The sequence below is a fragment of the Blautia faecis genome (assembly GCF_027662325.1).
In the GTDB taxonomy this organism is placed as follows: Bacteria; Bacillota; Clostridia; order Lachnospirales; family Lachnospiraceae; genus Blautia_A; species Blautia_A faecis.
In genome coordinates, this window is record NZ_JAQDKY010000027.1 from 40,381 (window position 1) to 58,593 (window position 18,213).

The 18,213-nt window shown below is 44.2% G+C and carries 12 protein-coding genes and 1 rRNA gene; 4 read left to right on the top strand and 9 right to left on the bottom strand.

Annotated elements, in window-relative coordinates; translation table 11 throughout:
* Positions 1-164: 164 nt before the first annotated feature.
* The gene (locus PGQ38_RS12765) at positions 165-1,025 is read right to left on the bottom strand and encodes a class I SAM-dependent methyltransferase (RefSeq protein ID WP_173716844.1); all 861 of its coding nucleotides are present in this window, start codon (positions 1,023-1,025) and stop codon (positions 165-167) included.
* 326 nt (positions 1,026-1,351) lie between these two features.
* Here PGQ38_RS12765 and PGQ38_RS12770 point away from each other — a divergent pair, with 326 nt between their 5' ends.
* Entirely contained in the window at positions 1,352-1,540 is a 189-nt protein-coding gene (locus PGQ38_RS12770; RefSeq protein WP_270432005.1) for a hypothetical protein, read from the top strand.
* A gap of 120 nt (positions 1,541-1,660) precedes the next feature.
* Here the strand turns inward: PGQ38_RS12770 and PGQ38_RS12775 are convergent, their stop codons facing one another.
* From PGQ38_RS12775 to PGQ38_RS12790, 4 genes are all read right to left on the bottom strand, one after another.
* The gene (locus tag PGQ38_RS12775) at positions 1,661-3,034 is read right to left on the bottom strand and encodes a radical SAM/SPASM domain-containing protein (RefSeq protein ID WP_270432007.1); all 1,374 of its coding nucleotides are present in this window, start codon (positions 3,032-3,034) and stop codon (positions 1,661-1,663) included.
* Positions 3,035-3,046: 12 nt separating this feature from the next.
* Positions 3,047-3,631 carry an HdeD family acid-resistance protein gene (locus PGQ38_RS12780; protein WP_270432009.1) on the bottom strand — a complete coding sequence of 195 codons (585 nt, stop codon included), beginning with the start codon at positions 3,629-3,631 and terminating at the stop codon, positions 3,047-3,049.
* Positions 3,632-3,796: 165 nt separating this feature from the next.
* The gene (locus tag PGQ38_RS12785; protein ID WP_270432012.1) at positions 3,797-4,378 is read right to left on the bottom strand and encodes a TetR/AcrR family transcriptional regulator; all 582 of its coding nucleotides are present in this window, start codon (positions 4,376-4,378) and stop codon (positions 3,797-3,799) included.
* Positions 4,379-4,511: 133 nt separating this feature from the next.
* Complete coding sequence (locus PGQ38_RS12790) at positions 4,512-6,629, bottom strand: EAL domain-containing protein (RefSeq protein WP_204452547.1); 2,118 nt, start codon at positions 6,627-6,629, stop codon at positions 4,512-4,514.
* Positions 6,630-7,089: 460 nt separating this feature from the next.
* On the opposite strand from PGQ38_RS12790, the gene PGQ38_RS12795 reads away from it, so the two are divergent.
* Positions 7,090-7,785, top strand: a complete 696-nt coding sequence (locus tag PGQ38_RS12795; protein WP_173717828.1) for a response regulator transcription factor — start codon at positions 7,090-7,092, stop codon at positions 7,783-7,785.
* Positions 7,786-7,875: 90 nt separating this feature from the next.
* On the top strand, positions 7,876-10,767 hold the full coding sequence (locus tag PGQ38_RS12800) for a sensor histidine kinase (RefSeq protein WP_270432014.1): 2,892 nt from the start codon (positions 7,876-7,878) through the stop codon (positions 10,765-10,767).
* Positions 10,768-10,839: 72 nt separating this feature from the next.
* On the opposite strand, the gene PGQ38_RS12805 is transcribed toward PGQ38_RS12800, so the two are convergent.
* Positions 10,840-11,256: an ABC transporter permease family protein gene (locus PGQ38_RS12805; RefSeq protein WP_270432017.1), complete on the bottom strand. Its 417-nt coding sequence runs from the start codon at positions 11,254-11,256 to the stop codon at positions 10,840-10,842.
* Positions 11,257-11,633: 377 nt separating this feature from the next.
* The gene (locus tag PGQ38_RS12810; protein ID WP_148460989.1) at positions 11,634-12,068 is read right to left on the bottom strand and encodes an RrF2 family transcriptional regulator; all 435 of its coding nucleotides are present in this window, start codon (positions 12,066-12,068) and stop codon (positions 11,634-11,636) included.
* A 513-nt stretch (positions 12,069-12,581) separates the two neighbouring features.
* Here PGQ38_RS12810 and PGQ38_RS12815 point away from each other — a divergent pair.
* Positions 12,582-13,406, top strand: a complete 825-nt coding sequence (locus PGQ38_RS12815) for a TrmH family RNA methyltransferase (protein ID WP_148460988.1) — start codon at positions 12,582-12,584, stop codon at positions 13,404-13,406.
* Positions 13,407-13,449: 43 nt separating this feature from the next.
* On the opposite strand, the gene PGQ38_RS12820 is transcribed toward PGQ38_RS12815, so the two are convergent.
* Together PGQ38_RS12820 and PGQ38_RS12825 are read right to left on the bottom strand one after the other, a co-directional pair.
* Positions 13,450-15,129 carry an AAA family ATPase gene (locus PGQ38_RS12820; protein ID WP_270432020.1) on the bottom strand — a complete coding sequence of 560 codons (1,680 nt, stop codon included), beginning with the start codon at positions 15,127-15,129 and terminating at the stop codon, positions 13,450-13,452.
* A 77-nt stretch (positions 15,130-15,206) separates the two neighbouring features.
* Positions 15,207-18,100: ribosomal RNA gene (locus PGQ38_RS12825) — 23S ribosomal RNA — on the bottom strand.
* Positions 18,101-18,213: the final 113 nt, after the last annotated feature.

Below are 18,213 nucleotides of genomic sequence, written 5' to 3' on the forward strand. Positions count from 1 at the left end.
TATAAAATCCCTCTTAAACCGGTTACTGTTCACTTCGTTCACAGTAACACGCTTCGCGATGCACAGAAATCATGCTTTGCATGATTTCGCGCCGCAACTCTCGGGTTTTCTGTGAACTTTGTTCACAAAAAACACTTCGCGGAATGTTACCAGTGAACAGTAACTTAAACCGCTTCCCATCTTCCAGAAGCACCGCATGGCAATACCAGCCCATTTGACTTCACCGGAATACCAATTTCCTGGGAATCTACATGTCCCTTATACTTCTTCATCTCTGTTGCCAGCATATAAGTAAGTACAGCCGGAGCAAGTCCGGTGGTGTAGGAATTGATCAGGAAAAACAGGGGATCATCGCTGAGAATCTTTGTGCAAAGCTTCACCAGGGGATGAATGGCATCCTCAATTTTCCAGATCTCGCCTTTTGGTCCTCTTCCATAGGACGGAGGATCCATGATAATTGCGTCATAGTGATTCCCCCGGCGGATTTCACGCTCTACAAACTTCACGCAGTCATCTACCAGCCAGCGGATTGGTGCATCAGCAAGACCACTTGCTGCCGCATTCTCTTTCGCCCAGGTAACCATTCCCTTAGAGGCATCTACGTGTGTAACGGATGCACCTGCGGCTGCCGCCGCAAGAGTTGCACCACCTGTATAAGCAAACAGATTCAGAACCTTGATCGGTCTGCCAGCCTTGCGGATCTTGTCTCCAAACCAGTCCCAGTTTGCTGCCTGCTCCGGGAAAAGACCGGTGTGCTTGAAGCTGAATGGTTTCAGATGGAACGTAAGATTCTTGTAATGAAGATCCCACTGCTGGGGCAGATCAAAGAACTCCCATTCACCGCCTCCCTTGGAGCTGCGGTGATAGTGTGCGTTCATCTTGCGCCATCCTGGCTCTGTCTTCGGTGTATCCCAGATTACCTGCGGATCCGGACGGACAAGGAGATATTTTCCCCATCTCTCCAGTTTCTCGCCGCAGGAAGTATCAATTACTTCGTATTCTTTCCAGCCATTTGCTATCCACATTTTATTTTTACCTCATTTTCTATTATTTCGCACAAAAATCCTGAATGTCATCCATGAAGCATATCTGTATAAGTAAAATCATGAATCATTTATAGCACGAATGCGGACAACCCCTGGGAATCGCCACAAACGCAATGTAACTGACTTTCATTTCGCCTAATATCAAAGAACAAATTTATGATAGCAGAAAACTGTACACACGTCAATTTTGTTAATCTTCTTCCCTGAAAAAGTGCCCAAAAATCTGCCTCACTTTTTTCGGATTTTTCCCATTGAACCACATATTTTTTCGCACTATAATCACATTAAAAAGGAGCGTGATTCAAATGTCAGAAAACACTACCGATAATAAACTTCCTTACACCTGTACCTCCGCCTACGACCGCAACGCCTGCAAGGGCTGCGTCTGTTCCACCTGCTATGAACAGGAATTCTGCGACAGGTGCAGCAGCTGCGAAAATCAGTCGAAGCGCAAGGAGCGCTGCAATGCTTATGAGGGTGCATACAATTATTAGTCCTCTGTTTTTTTCTCCTCATGCACAAAAAAGTCTGAGTACAGATGCCGTTTCAAGCGACATACTATACTCAGACTTTATTATGAAATCATTCTTTCTGCATATTCCTGCAGCAAACTATCAGCATCTGGCTTTTTCTGCCTTTTCCTTCTGTCTCTCATCCCACAGCTGATCTGCTCTCTCTTTCCAGCAGGCTGCATATTTATCACATTTGCCGCAAAGATGCTCTGCACTCTCCGGTGACTGAAGATCAGTGGATTTCGCGCCGGTCTCTGCAACTAATTTACGCAGGATCTCCGGATTCTCCAGCATTGGACATGGACGAAGCATGTTCTCGTTGAAAGGCTGGTTATCATGATAAGCCTGGAAAATCGGGCTCTTCAGTGCGTCCAGAAGAGAAGTATCTTTTATATTGCAGTTTGAATAATGGATGAATACACAAGGCTCCACATCACCATTTGCATTAATATGCAGATAATGTCTTCCACCTGCAATACATCCATGTACAAATTCAGCATCATTCTGGAAATCCAGCGTAAAGATTGCTTTTGTGCTTCTGAATTTACGAATTGCATGATACATTTCTTCTCGCTGGTCCGGTGTAAGAAGAAGCTCCGGTGAAGCATCATTTCCAACTGGCATGTAATGGAAGAACCATGCAAATAATGCACCACAGTCAATCAGCTTGTCAAAATATTCCTCACTGCTTACACTGTCTACGTTCATGCCTGTATAGCAGGTGGAAACTCCAAATGGAAGACCTCTGTCCTTCAACAGTTTCATTGCATGCATAACCTTCTGATAGATTCCCTCTCCACGGCGTCCGTCGTTGGCTTCCTCGGAACCTTCCAGACTGAATGCCGGAACGAAGTTCTTTACTCTTAAGATTTCATCACAGAATTCCTCATCGAAAAGTGTCCCGTTTGAGAAGGAAAGGAACTCACAATCCGGATGCATCTCACAAAGTTTAATAAGATCCTTCTTACGTACAGTAGGTTCACCACCGGTATAAATATACATGTAAACACCAAGCTCTTTACCCTGTCTGATAATGGAGTCAATGGTCTCCAGATCCAGGTTCAGCTTGTGACCATACTCTGCTGCCCAGCATCCTGTGCAATGCAGATTACAGGCACTTGTAGGATCCAGAAGGATTGCCCACGGAACATTGCAATTGTTCTGTGCAGCAACCTCTTCCTGTCTTGCACTTCCCTTTAAGCTGGCATTTACAATAAAGTTCTGGAAAAATACTTTTCGAACACCTGGATCCAGCTGATACAGATTCATGATCAGCTTATACCAGTTGCTATCTGTGTCCTGGATTGCATTACGAATGGCATCCCTCTGACTCTTATACCAGTCCTGCGGAGTGAATTTGTCAACTAGCTCCATCAGCTTCGGAATGTTTGTCTCCGGATCCTTTTCCAGATATTCTAATGCTTTTGTTACAGCGCTTTCTACGGCTGCCTGTTTTGCTTTATCAATCAGTTTCATAATGCTCCTCCTTTAAATTTCTCTGAATTCATCTTCCCAGACTACATTTTCATTCTCACGGATTTTCACAGTGTATACTACCACGCAAAGCTTCAGTATTCCCTCCAACAGAAATGCCACGCCTGTAAAAACCACAGTCAGCTTTGCACCTCCTGCCGGATCAACAAGAAGAAGCATTCCAAATATTCCGGTTGCTACTGCGATAAGCAAAACTGCCCACCAGAGCTTCAAGCCGAATTTTTTCGCTTCCACTGACATTTGGATCCGAAGCAATGCATCGGTCAGAATCACCAGACCGAAAATCACGAAAATCAGTCTTAGTATGGCTTCCCTTCTCACCAGAATCAGAATTCCAACTGCAATCATGAGAATTCCAAAGCCAAGGTCAAATTGAAAAGCCAGACAGTAAAAATCTCTGGAAAAATATCCGATTATTTTTATAATTCCATCTGCAAGGAACAGAATTCCTGCAAGAACACAAATTATTTTCACAGCTTTTTCCGGAACAGCCATCAAAAAAATTCCCAAAGCACAGAAAACAACTGCCATCACTATATATCCATTTCGTGCTATTTTCAAAGTTCCTGACGAATTCATTCTGATTCTCCTTTCTGCTTTTCATAAATTTATTATAGTAAGATAAATTTCAAAAAGGAACGGACAAAAAAAGGACTGTGTCTGAAATTCAGACACAATCCCATATTTGCCTAAAAGCTTACCGCATTTCCATTCTCCGAGGAAAAAAGCAGATTTACAAATTCCCTATACGATTTTCAGATAAGCAGGTTTGGTTCCTGCCGCCTTTTCCAATGTTTTCTCAAAAGTATTTTCATAGAGTTCACGCAGCTTCTCTGCATATTCTGTCAGATCATAAGACATCCTGTGATCCATCCAATCCAGAATCACTCCAGTCATTACACATTTATAAAAATGTATGAGCACCTTCATATCTTCTTTTTCCATAATTTCTTCTTCAAAATTATGTACGATATACTGCTTTATAATATACTGGCATATTTTATCCAGTGCACTGGTAAATGTTTCTCTCTGCACGGAACAGTAAATATGGAGCATGGCCTTCTTGTTCTCTCCGATCAGCTTCACCAGTACCTCAAGGCATTCCAGCATAGAATCCACTTCCACCGGATGTTCAAAAGCGTTGTCTACTTCCCGAAGAAGAGCTGATTCCACAACATCAGAAATATCGCGGAAATGATAATAGAAAGTATTCCGGTTCACACCGCAGCGCTCCACAATATCCTTCACTGTAATTTTCGCAAGAGGTTTCTCATTAAGCAGTTCAAACAAAGTCCTGATAATAATTTCTTTCGTAAAACCAGACATTTTCTCACCTGTCATCTTGAAATGAAACCGGACAAAAGCCTAATCGGCTATGTTTCCAGCTTGTTAAGTTATTATCACAGATTATGCCACAAACCAATTTAAAATGCAAGGACAACGCGCCCTTGCATTTACATTAATTTCCCTTGTTTTGATAAATCATCAATTTCTGGAACTGATTCATTTCTTCGGATACGTCCCGGACAGCTCCATAAAACATCTTATGTCCATCCTGTTCTCTCAGGAAAAATGCTTTGATATTTATCCATATATACTGACCGTCTTCTCTTCTGCGGCGCACAGTTCCCTCTGCACCTTCAGCCAGTCTCTGGAAAGACCGCTGGAAAATATTCTGCATTTTTTTCCTGTCTTCCGGGTGTATTGCCTCCATGACCTGAACATTCTCTGCCAGATCCACAGGATCCTGTCCAACCAGCAGACAGTATTTATCATTTACCTGCAGCAATTCCACATTGTCACAATATACATCATAAATGGCAATTGGCCCAAGAATATTATTCAGTATGCTGTCACTTGCCAGCTCAGACTGAAACAGATCCTTGAAACGCACATGCTCAATTTTTCGTGCCTGAATCCCCCGGTAATCCACATTATTCTCGTCATTGAGAAGTATTTTTATTTCTTCGACTGGAAGAGGCTTGTAGAAGAAATAGCCCTGACCATAAATACAGCCCATATTCAGCAGATAGTTGATCTGGTCTTCCGTCTCAACTCCCTCTGCAATCATGCGAAGTCCCATAATATTTGCCATTCTGGTAACAGCCTCAAGAATTCCCATTCCCTTGTCCATGGTATTCTCATCCATTTTCAGAAACTTCATGTCAATCTTCAGAACGTCTACATTTACATCCTTCAGCATATTCAAAGAAGAATATCCGCTTCCAAAATCATCCATCAGAACGGTAAAGCCTGCATTTCGCAGTGCCTCTGCCACACCGGTGATCACCTTATATTCTTCTACATAAGCACTTTCTGTAATCTCCAGCTCTACATATTCCGGCGGAAGCCCATATTTGCGAACCAGATTTTTAAAATGCTCTACTACATCAATTGCATAAATATCCACACTGGATACATTGACAGAAATAGGAATTACCTTGTGTCCGCTTTTTATCCAGTCCTGCAGCGTCTGGCAAACCTGCTCCCACACCTTCATGTCCAGTTCTGTGATCAGTCCGTTACTCTCCATAACCGGAATAAAATATCCAGGTGCCACAATTCCCTTCTCAGGATGCTTCCAGCGCACCAGAGATTCCAGTCCGACGATCTTACCTGTGTTCAGATTACATTTCGGCTGAAGATAGTAGATAAACTCATCTCTTTCCAGACCGGCCTGCACTTCAGCAAGGAGCACATGATTATTCTCCAGGCGTGTCTTCATATCTGAGCTGTAATAAGCACAGCGTACAGCATAATTTCCCTTTACTGTCTCCTGCGCAAGAATTGCCCGGTCATACATCTGTGAAGCACTGAGACTGATATCATCAATTACATAAAAACCAAAAGCAGGAAGGAATCCGGTATGTCCACCGTATGCACGCACAAATCCGGTAATACGGCATTTCAGATTTTCGAGAACTTTTTCATCATTTGGAAGAACAATTACAAAGTCATCCCCACCCATATATCCGGCAATCCCGCCAAATTCCTGACGCATTTTATTAAGATGCGCCCCGATTTCTCTCAGGAGCTTGTCTCCTGCCACCTGACCATACCATTCGTTAAAAAGCTTAAAATGTTCAATATCAATGGCTACCAGACAGTATTTCCCTGCCGCAGTTTCATTTACTCTGAGAAAAGTTTCTGTCTGTGTAAAAAAAGGATTTCTGGCAAATAAGCCTGTAAGCTTATTCTTCTCAGTCTTGCCCGGGTTTCTCCGCTCCATAATCTCCTTCTTCATATTTACAAAACGGCAAAGATTATCCATATCTTCCTCATAAATATCCTTTGCCAAAATCACATGACAGTTCCTTGCTCCCGGCCACTCGACCTCTCCGGCATTGATTTTCAGCCATTTTCCCTGATCTTCATTATAGAATAAATCTGTCTTCCGGTTCGGATGTGCCAACGGGCAATTACGACAGGGCTTCTCTCTTCCCCGAAACTTCTCATAACAGATCTCGCCAGGCTCAAAATTCGAAAACTGTTTCGCCAGTGCTTTACTCATATACTGAATTCGATATGACTCATCTACTATGTATGTAATTGTCTCAGTTCTCTTCTCCTGTCTCATACGCGTCCTTTTCCATTTCTGAATGTAAATCCAAAGATTAAAACTATTAAAAATATTATAAGCTATTCCTTTTCAATACGCAACATGTCAACTCGCGAAAGTTTTTCTGTTTTTTTTTAGGCATAATGACACATATTACAATAAAGCTAAGAAATGCTCCCGCCAGAAAACAATAGAATCTATTGGCTGGCTGAATGAATTGGAAAAACAGTATGATGACCCTATTGCTCACTTTCAAAAAAGAGTGGAGCAGCTAAAAGCTGACAAAAGCCGACAATATTGTTGCATTTAGCGTGGCTTTCTTTTACACTCATATTTATCGGACAAGTACGTTTTTATACGGTGCAGTGTATCCATAAGCTTACGTACAATATTTTCATAAGAATATCTTAAGATTTTACCCCTTTCATCTTAAATTTTGTCTGATACCTTATATATTACAGGGGAGGTGAAAAAGAAAATGGCAACAATTCTTGTATGTGATGATGATAAAGATATTGTAGAAGCCATCAGCATTTATCTGGAACAGGAAGGTCACCAGATTCTAAAGGCTTACGATGGACAACAGGCACTTTTGGTTTTACAGAAAAATGAGGTAGATCTGTTGATCATCGACGTAATGATGCCGAAGCTGGATGGCATCAGGGCAACTTTGAAAATCAGGGAGGAACATTCTCTTCCTATTATTATTCTTTCAGCAAAGTCCGAGGATGCAGATAAAATTCTTGGATTGAATGTTGGAGCTGACGATTACGTAACCAAGCCCTTTAGTCCTTTAGAGCTGATTGCCAGGGTTCGTTCCCAGCTTCGAAGATATACCCAGCTGGGTGCAGCGGTTTCCTGTGAAAGTCAGCATATTTATACAACCGGCGGGCTGACGGTGAATGACGATCAGAAAGAAGTTCAGGTGGATGGCGAAGCCCTGAAGCTTACGCCAATTGAATATAATATTCTGCTTCTTCTCATAAAGAATCAGGGCCGGGTATTTTCCATCAATCAAATTTATGAAAATATCTGGAATGAAGAAGCAATTGCGGCAGATAACACAATTGCCGTGCATATCCGGCATATCCGGGAAAAGATTGAGATCAATCCCAAGGAGCCCAGGTATTTAAAAGTTGTCTGGGGACTTGGGTATAAAATTGAAAAGCTTTGATTAAAAGTATTTGAAAGATTCGCTATTGAATATGCCAAATGGCGTTACCAATACGATAAGCAGCACATTATCAAGAAAGGGATTAATCATATGGAAAAGAAAAAATGGCACCGCAACCCTGGTATCAAAGGGCTTTTGCTCCTATTGCAATATATTTTTCTGGGAACTGTAATCTTCTCAGGTTTATTTTTAATTACCTCTTTGGCACATGGTCTGAGGCTTTCTGATTCCGGGAAAGATTATCTGGATTCCACGGCATTTGCCAATACCCTCTACGACGCAGCCTATGACGTGATGTACGGAATTTCTGTTACATTTCCCTATACTAACGTATCCTGGAAAGGCCTTGCCCAAAATGAAGCTTCCCAGTCATCTGACAAAAATGCCTCATCTGAGGCTCACGCTTCTTTAAATCAGACATCTGCATCCCAAGTAGTTGATCTTAATGAAATTGCCAACGATGAAGAAATCTCTTTTCAAAACACCTCCGGTCTGGCCTATTCAGTTTCAGACCTGGAAAAATGGGCGCAGGACTTTGATACCTCCAGTGGAAATCCCATTGTGATCTGCCACCAGGCTTCTTCTGCCGGCGAGTCACTTTCCCGGCATTATTATTATGTTCAGGATTTTCTGGAAAAAATTGACAGCGGAGAACTGGATTTTTCTGTGGATATGGAGTATTACGGATTCAGTGACTCTGCAACTGAAATAGCATCCTACGATGAAAATCTCAAACAGCTTATCGAAGACATCAAAGACGACATGCAATATGGTGTAATGGATGATCTTTCCGGCATTCAGATCACATCCGGGGGCGGCAAAGTGCTCTATGATTCCATCTCCCTCTATGATGGATATTATGAACCAACAGAGGCTTATCCGCCCCAAGGCGCAGACAGCATTCTGGATGTTCTAAATTCCAATGCCAAATGGAACGACCGCATAGATGAGGCTTTCGAATCTCTTTACAGCCTTCTTTCCAGAACTGACTTTTATATCCAGCAGGAGCAGATTCTGAAAAATTATTCCCAGGGTCACTCCAACATGAGTTACATTTACATTAACGAGGATGACGGACAGGTTATTTCCAATAACAGCAAGCTGAAAGCCCAGCTGGGCTATACCTTGGAACGCAGTGTAACACACGCTGATTCAGCCATAGAAAATCCTACAGCTGACAATATGGGGGGCACCATCGATTATTGCACAAAACTGACAGATCTTTTAAAATCTATAAATGGTATTTCCTATGTTCTTATCCAATATCAACCAGATGGATTTACCAGCAACCTGGCAGGGCTCAGGAAATACAATACTTTCCCCGGAAACAATGTTACCTGCGACTCCTGGAAGGAGGTGGCAAACTCCCTGCTGCCAGCAGTAAACAGCAATTTCATCTTTGCCGCCTATGTGGATCAGGCATTTCCTGTTTCCGATACCTTTGCCACTGACAAAACATTTTTTGAAAACTATTCCAGATATCAGAAGCCGGTATTTCTTTTCTTCCTGCTGTGCGGCTTTCTTTTCCTGGCTGCGTTTGTATGGCTAACAGCAATTGCCGGAAGAAAAAACAGCGACCAAAAGCTGCACCTTTGCTTTTTTGACCGCTGGCCAACCGAGCTTTCTGCAGGACTGATTCTGCTTGCATGGTTTCCTGTCCTGGTACTCCTTTTACAATGCCTGTCCTTTGCAGACTATCAGACTGACCGACTGCGTGCCACATCGCTCCTTGATGTGAGTCTATTGCTGAAGCTTATGATTCTGGGGCTTTACACTTTATTCTGGTTCCAGATTGGCTACCTTAGCCTGGTACGGCGGATCAAGGCAAAGCAGCTCTGGAAAAACAGCATCCTGCGCCGTCTTCTTGTCCTGACCTCCAGACTGATTCATTCAGCCAGTCACAAGCTTCACGCCCTTGCTGATCTCTACTCCAGAAACACTGCTGCCAGACTGAAAGCAACCTTCGCTTTTCTTTGCTTTCTTTTCATCAAATATATAATCTGCGGTCCCTTACTTGGCAGCATGCAGCTGTTCTTTTTCTTCAGCTGTCTGGCTGATCTTTTGATACTGCTATATGTTATTACAAAAGCCTGCAGCAGAGAACAGATCATAAAAGGACTGAGAGAAATTTCCAATGGAAACCTGCAATATAAAATTCCTCTGGAACGGCTTTGGGGCGATGATAAACATATTGCAGAATATATTAATAACATTGGAAGCGGTCTTGACGCAGCTGTAGAAAACAGTGTGAAAAATGAGCGAATGAAAACCGAGCTGATCACCAACGTTTCCCACGATCTGAAGACCCCGCTGACTTCCATTATCAGCTACGTTGATCTTCTGAAACGTGAGAATTTTACAGATCCGAAAGTCCTGGAATATCTGGATATTCTGGAAGCCAAGGCAGCCCGGCTGAAGGTACTCACAGAGGATGTGGTAGAAGCCTCCAAGGCCAGCACCGGAAATCTGACACTGAACATGAATAATCTTGATTTCGTAGAAATGCTCCATCAGGTAATCGGAGAGTTCGAGGAGCGTTTCGAAGAACACCATCTTACCATGATAGTACATTTTCCAGATGAGCCTTCTGTAATCTATGCGGATGGCCAGCGGCTGTGGCGTGTTTTGGAAAATATTTTCGGAAATGTAACAAAATATGCCATGGAAGACACCCGGGTTTACGCGGAAGTAATGAACGCCCACGGTCAGGTGGTTTTCACCCTGAAAAATATTTCCGCCCAGCCGTTAAATTTCGCTGCCGAGGAACTTACCGAGCGTTTCGTCCGCGGTGACGTAGCCCGTGGCACCGAGGGAAGCGGGCTTGGACTTAGCATCGCCAAAAGTCTTACTGAGCTCCAGGGCGGCAAATTCCAGCTTTACCTGGATGGGGATTTATTCAAAGTGACTATCACCTTCCAGGCGCAGAATTCCAAGTGCACTGACGCAGAAGTCCCCGCTCAGCCACAGCCGGAAGCGAGATGATTTTTATCATATGCAGCTATAAAAATAGCAGCAGGAGTAAGCGATTTGTTTACTTCTGCTGCTGTTTTGCAATTAATATTCCAGTCTCGGCATACTCTTAAATTTCTCAAACTCTCCAATGGTAAACATGGAAAGAGCAATGCTTGGAAGTACACTGGATATGCCTGCATTGTTCGCTTTGTACAGCATCGGGAACCACTGGAGGCGGAAACCAAGGCTGTAGCTAAGAGCAAGAGCAAATACGTAAGACGGCACCGACACACCGATTACCGATATGACCGTGGCCAGCGAATCCCATATGGTGTTATGTTTCAGGGCTGCCAATAGTCCCAGTAGCAGTCCTACTATCGCTCCGATGATAACGGCAAGTCCTCCGATTCCAATAGAAATTGGAAGTCTTGTCTGAATCATCTGGGAAATAGGAGTGTTCTTGGAAATATTGTAGCTGACACCAAGATCACCTTTTAACATATTTTTTGCGTAGTTCACAAACTGGACAGCTACTGGCTGATCCAGACCGTACTTTACATACAGCGCTTCACGCAGGGCAGGTGTGTTTATGCGGCGGACATTCCATCAAAAATTGGGAATAGAAAACCCCAGTGCTGCAACACTGGGATTTTCGTTTGTAGTTGAACTACATGGATTTTTCACATCTCTTTGCCCATTGGCATTATAGCATATGTTTTTTTCTTTTCAATATGCATTTTATAATTAAATGTAACTGTTCAGTACCTTCACAGTTACACGCTCCGCGATGCACTGAAATCATGCTTTGCTTGATTTCGAGCCGCAATTCTCGGATTTTCTGTGAACTACGTTCACAAAAAACACCTGGCGGAATACTGCCTTCTGAATAGTTACAATTAAATTACATAATCATCTGCGCTTGCAGCCTGCCAGTCAAGAAGATCTCCTAATGTAATATTATCTACCACTTCATTGATAGCATCATCAATCTTCTTCCAGAGGATACGTGTGACGCATGCATCACCTTTCTCGCAGCCGCCTCCGTCTGGTGCGACACAGTCTACCGGTGACAGACAGCCTTCTGTCAGTCTGAGGATCATGCCTACTGTGTACTCTTCTGGTCTTCGCTGCAGGGAGTAACCGCCCTGTGGTCCGCGGACACTCTTCACATATCCAGCCTTATTTAATACGGAAATGATCTGCTCCAGATATTTCTCGGAAATTTCCTGTCTACGTGCTACATCTTTCAGCCGGATCGGCTCTCCATTGTCATTGGTAGCCAGATCAAGCATTAACTTTATTGCATATCTACCCTTAGTGGATATTCTCATCTTCATTCCTCCTGCTCTGTGATTCTGCAAATGCAAAATCACTCTACAGAAGATTATACCTTCTAATTCCTATTATTTCAATAGGAAATTACCTTTTTATTCGCAGATAATCCAGTATTCCGGAAATAGTTATCGTCTGCGCATGAGCCGCTGCGCGAACTGATAAGCCGGTTCGCAATGTGAACTTTTTCTCACTCTCTGATGTTCCCTCATAAATTACCGGAACTGCTGTGTCGTCATAAGGCTGTCAAGAGTTTCAACTGCCTGATCATTCTGGATGATTTTAAACGTGACATCCTTTTCCCCATCAATTGGCGGGTAATAACAGCAGTCCCTAAAATTCTAATTTTTCTCATATCGTTTCCTTTCCCGGGCTAGAGCGTGTCGATTGCAGAAATATGCTGAAAAAAGAATCGCAATTTACCTGTCTTTCCCTTATAATAATGCTGATAATAAAATGCTTTATCAAACAAGTATCATTTAAAAAGCACTTGAAAAACAGGAGAAAACGAAATGAGTAACCGAATTGAGATAACAGATTTCACTGCCCCGGAGCTGGATGTTTACGCCAGAATCCCGGAGGTGCAGCTTCTACGATTCTATGAGCCCAAACCAGGACTTTTTATCGCAGAAAGCCCAAAGGTAATCCAACGCGCGGCCAATGCCGGATATCAGCCGGTTTCTTTTTTAGTTCAACACAAGGATCTGGAAAAAGAAGGAAAAGAATTGTTACAAAAGTTCCCGGGAATTCCGGTTTATACAGCAGATTATGAGGTACTTGTAAAGCTTACAGGCTTTGCACTTACCCGTGGAATGCTTTGTGCCATGACTCGCCGGGACCTTCCCTCTGTGGAAGATATCTGCAAAAATGCCCGCCGTATCGCCATTCTGGAAAATGTAGTGAACCCAACCAATATCGGAGCCATTTTTCGTTCAGCTGCCGCGCTTCATATGGATGCGGTTCTTCTCACCCCAGGCTGTTGTGATCCTCTTTACCGCAGAGCCACCCGGGTAAGTATGGGTACTGTTTTTCAGATTCCATGGACTTATTTTCATAAAAAAGTGTCCTGGCCGGAAGCTGGAATGGAGCAGCTTCGCTCTCTCGGATTTAAAACTGTAGCAATGGCTCTTCGGAACGATTCCATCAGCATTGACGCCCCAGCCCTTCAAGCCGAAGAAAAACTGGCGATTATCCTTGGAGCTGAAGGAGACGGACTGGTGGATGCAACCATCACCGGCTGCGATTACACCGTAAAAATCCCCATGTCCCATGAAGTGGATTCCCTGAATGTAGCTGCCGCAAGTGCTGTGGCTTTCTGGGAACTTGGAAAAAGGTGAGGGAATGCTTCCTCACCTTTTCCAGAGCGTGTTTAAACAGGTTCTAAGACTCCAGCATTTTCACCAGACATTCCTTTTTATAAAATGAGATTCCATAACAAAAGATATCTTTATACCTGTCCTTATAATCCTCTGCATACTTTCTCTCTTTCATCTGCGCCAGTGCTTTATCACAATCTTTATTTAACTGTTTCATGCTTTGCGAATATTTTACTTCGAAAATCGCTACCTTTCCATTGACTTTATCAATAATCACAAGATCTGGTCTTCCCAATCCATGCTCTTTGTTCGATTCAATCTGTTCACCAGCTCTCATAAAAATGCCTGTGAGAAACGCATGATAGAAGTCTTCTTTATAATCATGATAACTGATGGTATTCCACAGCAATAGATTCATTTCTCTAGTTATAATTTCTGGTTTTTGATTCCAGAGAGCCTGAAAAATCGCTGTTCGATTCCATTTTTTCACACTGTCAGCAAACCATTTCATTACCGTAGTTTCAAAAATTTCTCTTATTTCCGCATTTGGTATCTTTAATGCTTTGGTATCCGGTGAAAATGCAGTTTTCCCTTCTGAAATCCGCGCTTCTGTCAGATAACCAGTCATGTAAAGAATACTCCAAAGATTACTTTCGGATGAATGCAAATAATCATAAGTCAGGTTCTCATCAATATCCTGAAGAATATATCTACCAGAAAGCAATGTTTCCATTTTGTCCGTAATGCTATTGCCTGCAAAATCGATGAAAGAGCGGATAATTGCGTTGTCACTGGTATTTTTCCAATAACTGACTGGCTGCGCTTTGGGATTTCTCTGAAGTTCCCGCAAATAATTCATAACATCCCACGGGCAGTACACATCAATTTCTCCCATATGATATCCATCGTACCATTCCTTCATCTGCTTTGCATACTGCACTGTCCCTGTATCTTCCAGGATTTTGTTGACCTCCTGCTGGGTAAATCCGAAATATTCATTGAATCCGGTATTTGCAATCGTATCTGTAACAAAGTTATTTGTCCCTGTAAAAATGCTCTCTTTTGCAATCTGCAAACAGCCTGTGATAACAGCAAATTTCAATGAAGTATTATCTTTTAATGCAGTACTCATCATACCTCTGATAATTTCCAGCATTTGCTGGTAATATCCTTTGCTGCTGGCTTTTGCTATAGGAACGTCATATTCATCTATAAGCAAAATCATCTGCTTATGGTAATAATTCTCGAGCAGACGCATAAGCAGACTAAGAGATCTGATAACCAAAATTTTGCTTCCCTCACCAGATTTCAGAAGTTTAAAGCGCTTACGATCTTCTTCATCAATTTCTTCGCTTTCCAGCAAAAAACTGTATTTCTGATACAAATCAGAGATGGTAAATACCAGCTGGTCATACGCACTTGCAAAATCAAGTCCATCTATATCTTTAAATGTCAAAAAAATAGTAGGCCACTTATTCAACCATTTTTCACAAAGCTCGTGATTTCTTGAAATTTCAAGCCCTTCGAATAATTTCTGACTCTCATTTCGAACATTAAAGAAATAGTAGAGCATGCTCATGCCCAATGTTTTCCCAAATCGTCTCGGTCTGGTAATCAATGTTACTTTCGCTGCACCATCGGTTAGGAGTTCAGATATGAAACCGCTTTTATCAATATAATAGTTATTATTCTCACGTATCTCTTTAAAATCAGAGATACCTACTGGAATATTAGGATTTCCCATATGCCCTTCCTTCCTAAACAGATATTTTTTATATAAACATGATAACACAGCAGTATAGTTTCAGCAAATAAAAAAACGATAACCAAATGGTTACCGTCTCATTTACTGTACCTTCAAAACTACATACAACACTTCCACCCCTGCCCTATCTACCTCGTCGTCTTCAAGGGGGTTTACTTCTTTCGAATGGGACATCTCATCTTGAGGGGGGCTTCACGCTTAGATGCCTTCAGCGTTTATCCCTTCCGGACTTGGCTACCCGGCCGTAGACTTGGCAGTCTAACCGGTACACCAGCGGTCCGTCCATCCCGGTCCTCTCGTACTAAGGACAGCTCCTCTCAGATATCCTACGCCCACGCCGGATAGGGACCGAACTGTCTCACGACGTTCTGAACCCAGCTCGCGTACCGCTTTAATGGGCGAACAGCCCAACCCTTGGGACCTACTACAGCCCCAGGATGCGATGAGCCGACATCGAGGTGCCAAACCACTCCGTCGATGTGAACTCTTGGGAGTGATAAGCCTGTTATCCCCAGGGTAGCTTTTATCCGTTGAGCGATGGCATTCCCACTTAATACCACCGGATCACTAAGCCCTACTTTCGTACCTGCTCCACCCGTCGGTGTCGCAGTCAAGCTCCCTTCTGCCTTTGCACTCTTCGAATGGTTTCCGTCCATTCTGAGGGAACCTTTGGGCGCCTCCGATACCCTTTCGGAGGCGACCGCCCCAGTCAAACTCCCCGTCTGGCATTGTCCCACCGCCGGTTCACGGCGGCTGGTTAGAAGCCCAGTACTGCAAGGGTGGTATCCCAACAGCGGCTCCGCAGCAACTGGCGTTACTGCTTCCTAGCCTCCCACCTATCCTGTACATGCAATACCGGACCCCAGTACCAAACTGGAGTAAAGCTCCATGGGGTCTTTCCGTCCTGGCGCAGGTAACCAGCATCTTCACTGGTACTTCAATTTCACCGGATGCATTGTCGAGACAGCGCTCAAATCATTACGCCTTTCGTGCGGGTCGGAACTTACCCGACAAGGAATTTCGCTACCTTAGGACCGTTATAGTTACGGCCGCCGTTTACTGGGGCTTAAATTCAAAGCTTCGCGTTTCCGCTAACCTCTCCTCTTAACCTTCCAGCACCGGGCAGGCGTCAGCCCATATACCTCACCTTTCGGTTTCGCATAGACCTGTGTTTTTGCTAAACAGTTGCTTGAGCCTATTCTCTGCGGCCACTTCTCAGTGGCACCCCTTCTCCCGAAGTTACGGGGTCATTTTGCCGAGTTCCTTGACAATGCTTCTTCCGCCGGCCTTAGGATTCTCTCCTCATCCACCTGTGTCGGTTTACGGTACGGGTACGGTATAAACAATAGCGGCTTTTCTTGACGCATGGCTCACGGACTTCACTACTTGTATTTCGCTCCGCATCACAGCTTCCCATTGCCACCCGGATTTGCCTGAGTGACTGGTACCCCGCTTGCACCGGGCTTTCCATTCCCGGCTTCCGCTTTCCTTACGTGTCCCCACAGTTCTGTCATACCGCAGTACAGGAATCTCCACCTGTTGTCCATCGGCTACGACTCTCGTCCTCGCCTTAGGCCCCGACTTACCCAGGGCAGATCAGCTTTACCCTGGAAACCTTGGATATTCGGCCTAAAGGATTCCCACCTTTATCTCGCTACTCATTCCGGCATTCTCTCTTCCATGCAGTCCACAGCTCCTTACGGTACTGCTTCGTTCCGCATGCAATGCTCCTCTACCGATCCTTGCGGATCCCTTAGTTTCGGTGGTACGTTTCAGCCCCGGACATTTTCGGCGCAGGGCCTCTCGACCAGTGAGCTATTACGCACTCTTTGAATGAATGGCTGCTTCTGAGCCAACATCCTGGTTGTCTTCGAGACCCCACATCCTTTTCCACTTAACGTACACTTTGGGACCTTAACTGAAGGTCTGGGCTCTTTCCCTTTTGACTGCCCAACTTATCTCGTGCAGTCTGACTCCCGGTCCTGTCTACATGGCATTCGGAGTTTGATATTCTTCGGTAGGCTTTGACGCCCCCTAGGAAATTCAGTGCTCTACCTCCACAAGACTCATGACCGAGGCTAGCCCTAAAGCTATTTCGAGGAGAACCAGCTATCTCCGGGTTCGATTGGAATTTCTCCCCTACCCACACCTCATCCCCACCCTTTTCAACGGATGTGGGTCCGGACCTCCACTGCCTCTTACGGCAGCTTCATCCTGGACATGGGTAGATCACCCGGTTTCGGGTCTACTCCTACTGACTTAAGGCCCTGTTAAGACTTGGTTTCCCTACGGCTCCGTCCCTTAAGGACTTAACCTTGCCAGTAAGCGTAACTCGCCGGACCGTTCTACAAAAAGTACGCGGTTGCACGCATAAGGTGCTCCCACAGCTTGTAGACACAGGGTTTCAGGTTCTCTTTCACTCCCCTCCCGGGGTCCTTTTCACCTTTCCTTCACAGTACTATGCGCTATCGGTCACTAAGTAGTATTTAGCCTTAGGGGGTGGTCCCCCTGACTTCCCACAAGGTTTCTCGTGTCTCGTGGTACTCTGGATCCTGCTCAGTCTCATCTGCTTTCACATACGGGGCTTTCACCCTCTTCGGCCGGCTTTCCCAAAACCGTTCTGTTAGCTTCCGAGAATCTTAAATGCAGTCCGTAACCCCGGAATGCACGCATTCCGGTTTAGGCTCTTCCGCGTTCGCTCGCCGCTACTTGCAGAATCGAGTTTTCTTTCTTTTCCTCCGGGTACTTAGATGTTTCAGTTCCCCGGGTTCCCTTCCATACGTTATGGATTGGCGTATGGATGACAGAGGTGTGCTCTGCCGGGTTTCCCCATTCAGAGATCTCCGGATCAAAGGATATTTGCTCCTCCCCGAAGCTTATCGCAGCTTATCACGTCTTTCTTCGGCTCTTAGTGCCAAGGCATCCGCCCTGTGCCCTTATTGCTTGACCTTTATTTCGCTCATCACCCTAGCGTAGGTGATGCGGTCTTTTGATTCTCATTGTTGATCTTTGTCTGCTCTCACAGACTAAATCGATGTCTTCCTATCTTACGTTTTAACGTTT

Bases quoted from the DNA above. Each gene is read 5' to 3' on its own strand.
- PGQ38_RS12765 (WP_173716844.1), bottom strand. From the start codon at position 1,025: ATGTGGATAGCAAATGGCTGGAAAGAATACGAAGTAATTGATACTTCC.
- PGQ38_RS12770 (WP_270432005.1), top strand. From the start codon at position 1,352: ATGTCAGAAAACACTACCGATAATAAACTTCCTTACACCTGTACCTCC.
- PGQ38_RS12775 (WP_270432007.1), bottom strand. From the start codon at position 3,034: ATGAAACTGATTGATAAAGCAAAACAGGCAGCCGTAGAAAGCGCTGTA.
- PGQ38_RS12780 (WP_270432009.1), bottom strand. From the start codon at position 3,631: ATGAATTCGTCAGGAACTTTGAAAATAGCACGAAATGGATATATAGTG.
- PGQ38_RS12785 (WP_270432012.1), bottom strand. From the start codon at position 4,378: ATGTCTGGTTTTACGAAAGAAATTATTATCAGGACTTTGTTTGAACTG.
- PGQ38_RS12790 (WP_204452547.1), bottom strand. From the start codon at position 6,629: ATGAGACAGGAGAAGAGAACTGAGACAATTACATACATAGTAGATGAG.
- PGQ38_RS12795 (WP_173717828.1), top strand. From the start codon at position 7,090: ATGGCAACAATTCTTGTATGTGATGATGATAAAGATATTGTAGAAGCC.
- PGQ38_RS12800 (WP_270432014.1), top strand. From the start codon at position 7,876: ATGGAAAAGAAAAAATGGCACCGCAACCCTGGTATCAAAGGGCTTTTG.
- PGQ38_RS12810 (WP_148460989.1), bottom strand. From the start codon at position 12,068: ATGAGAATATCCACTAAGGGTAGATATGCAATAAAGTTAATGCTTGAT.
- PGQ38_RS12815 (WP_148460988.1), top strand. From the start codon at position 12,582: ATGAGTAACCGAATTGAGATAACAGATTTCACTGCCCCGGAGCTGGAT.
- PGQ38_RS12820 (WP_270432020.1), bottom strand. From the start codon at position 15,129: ATGGGAAATCCTAATATTCCAGTAGGTATCTCTGATTTTAAAGAGATA.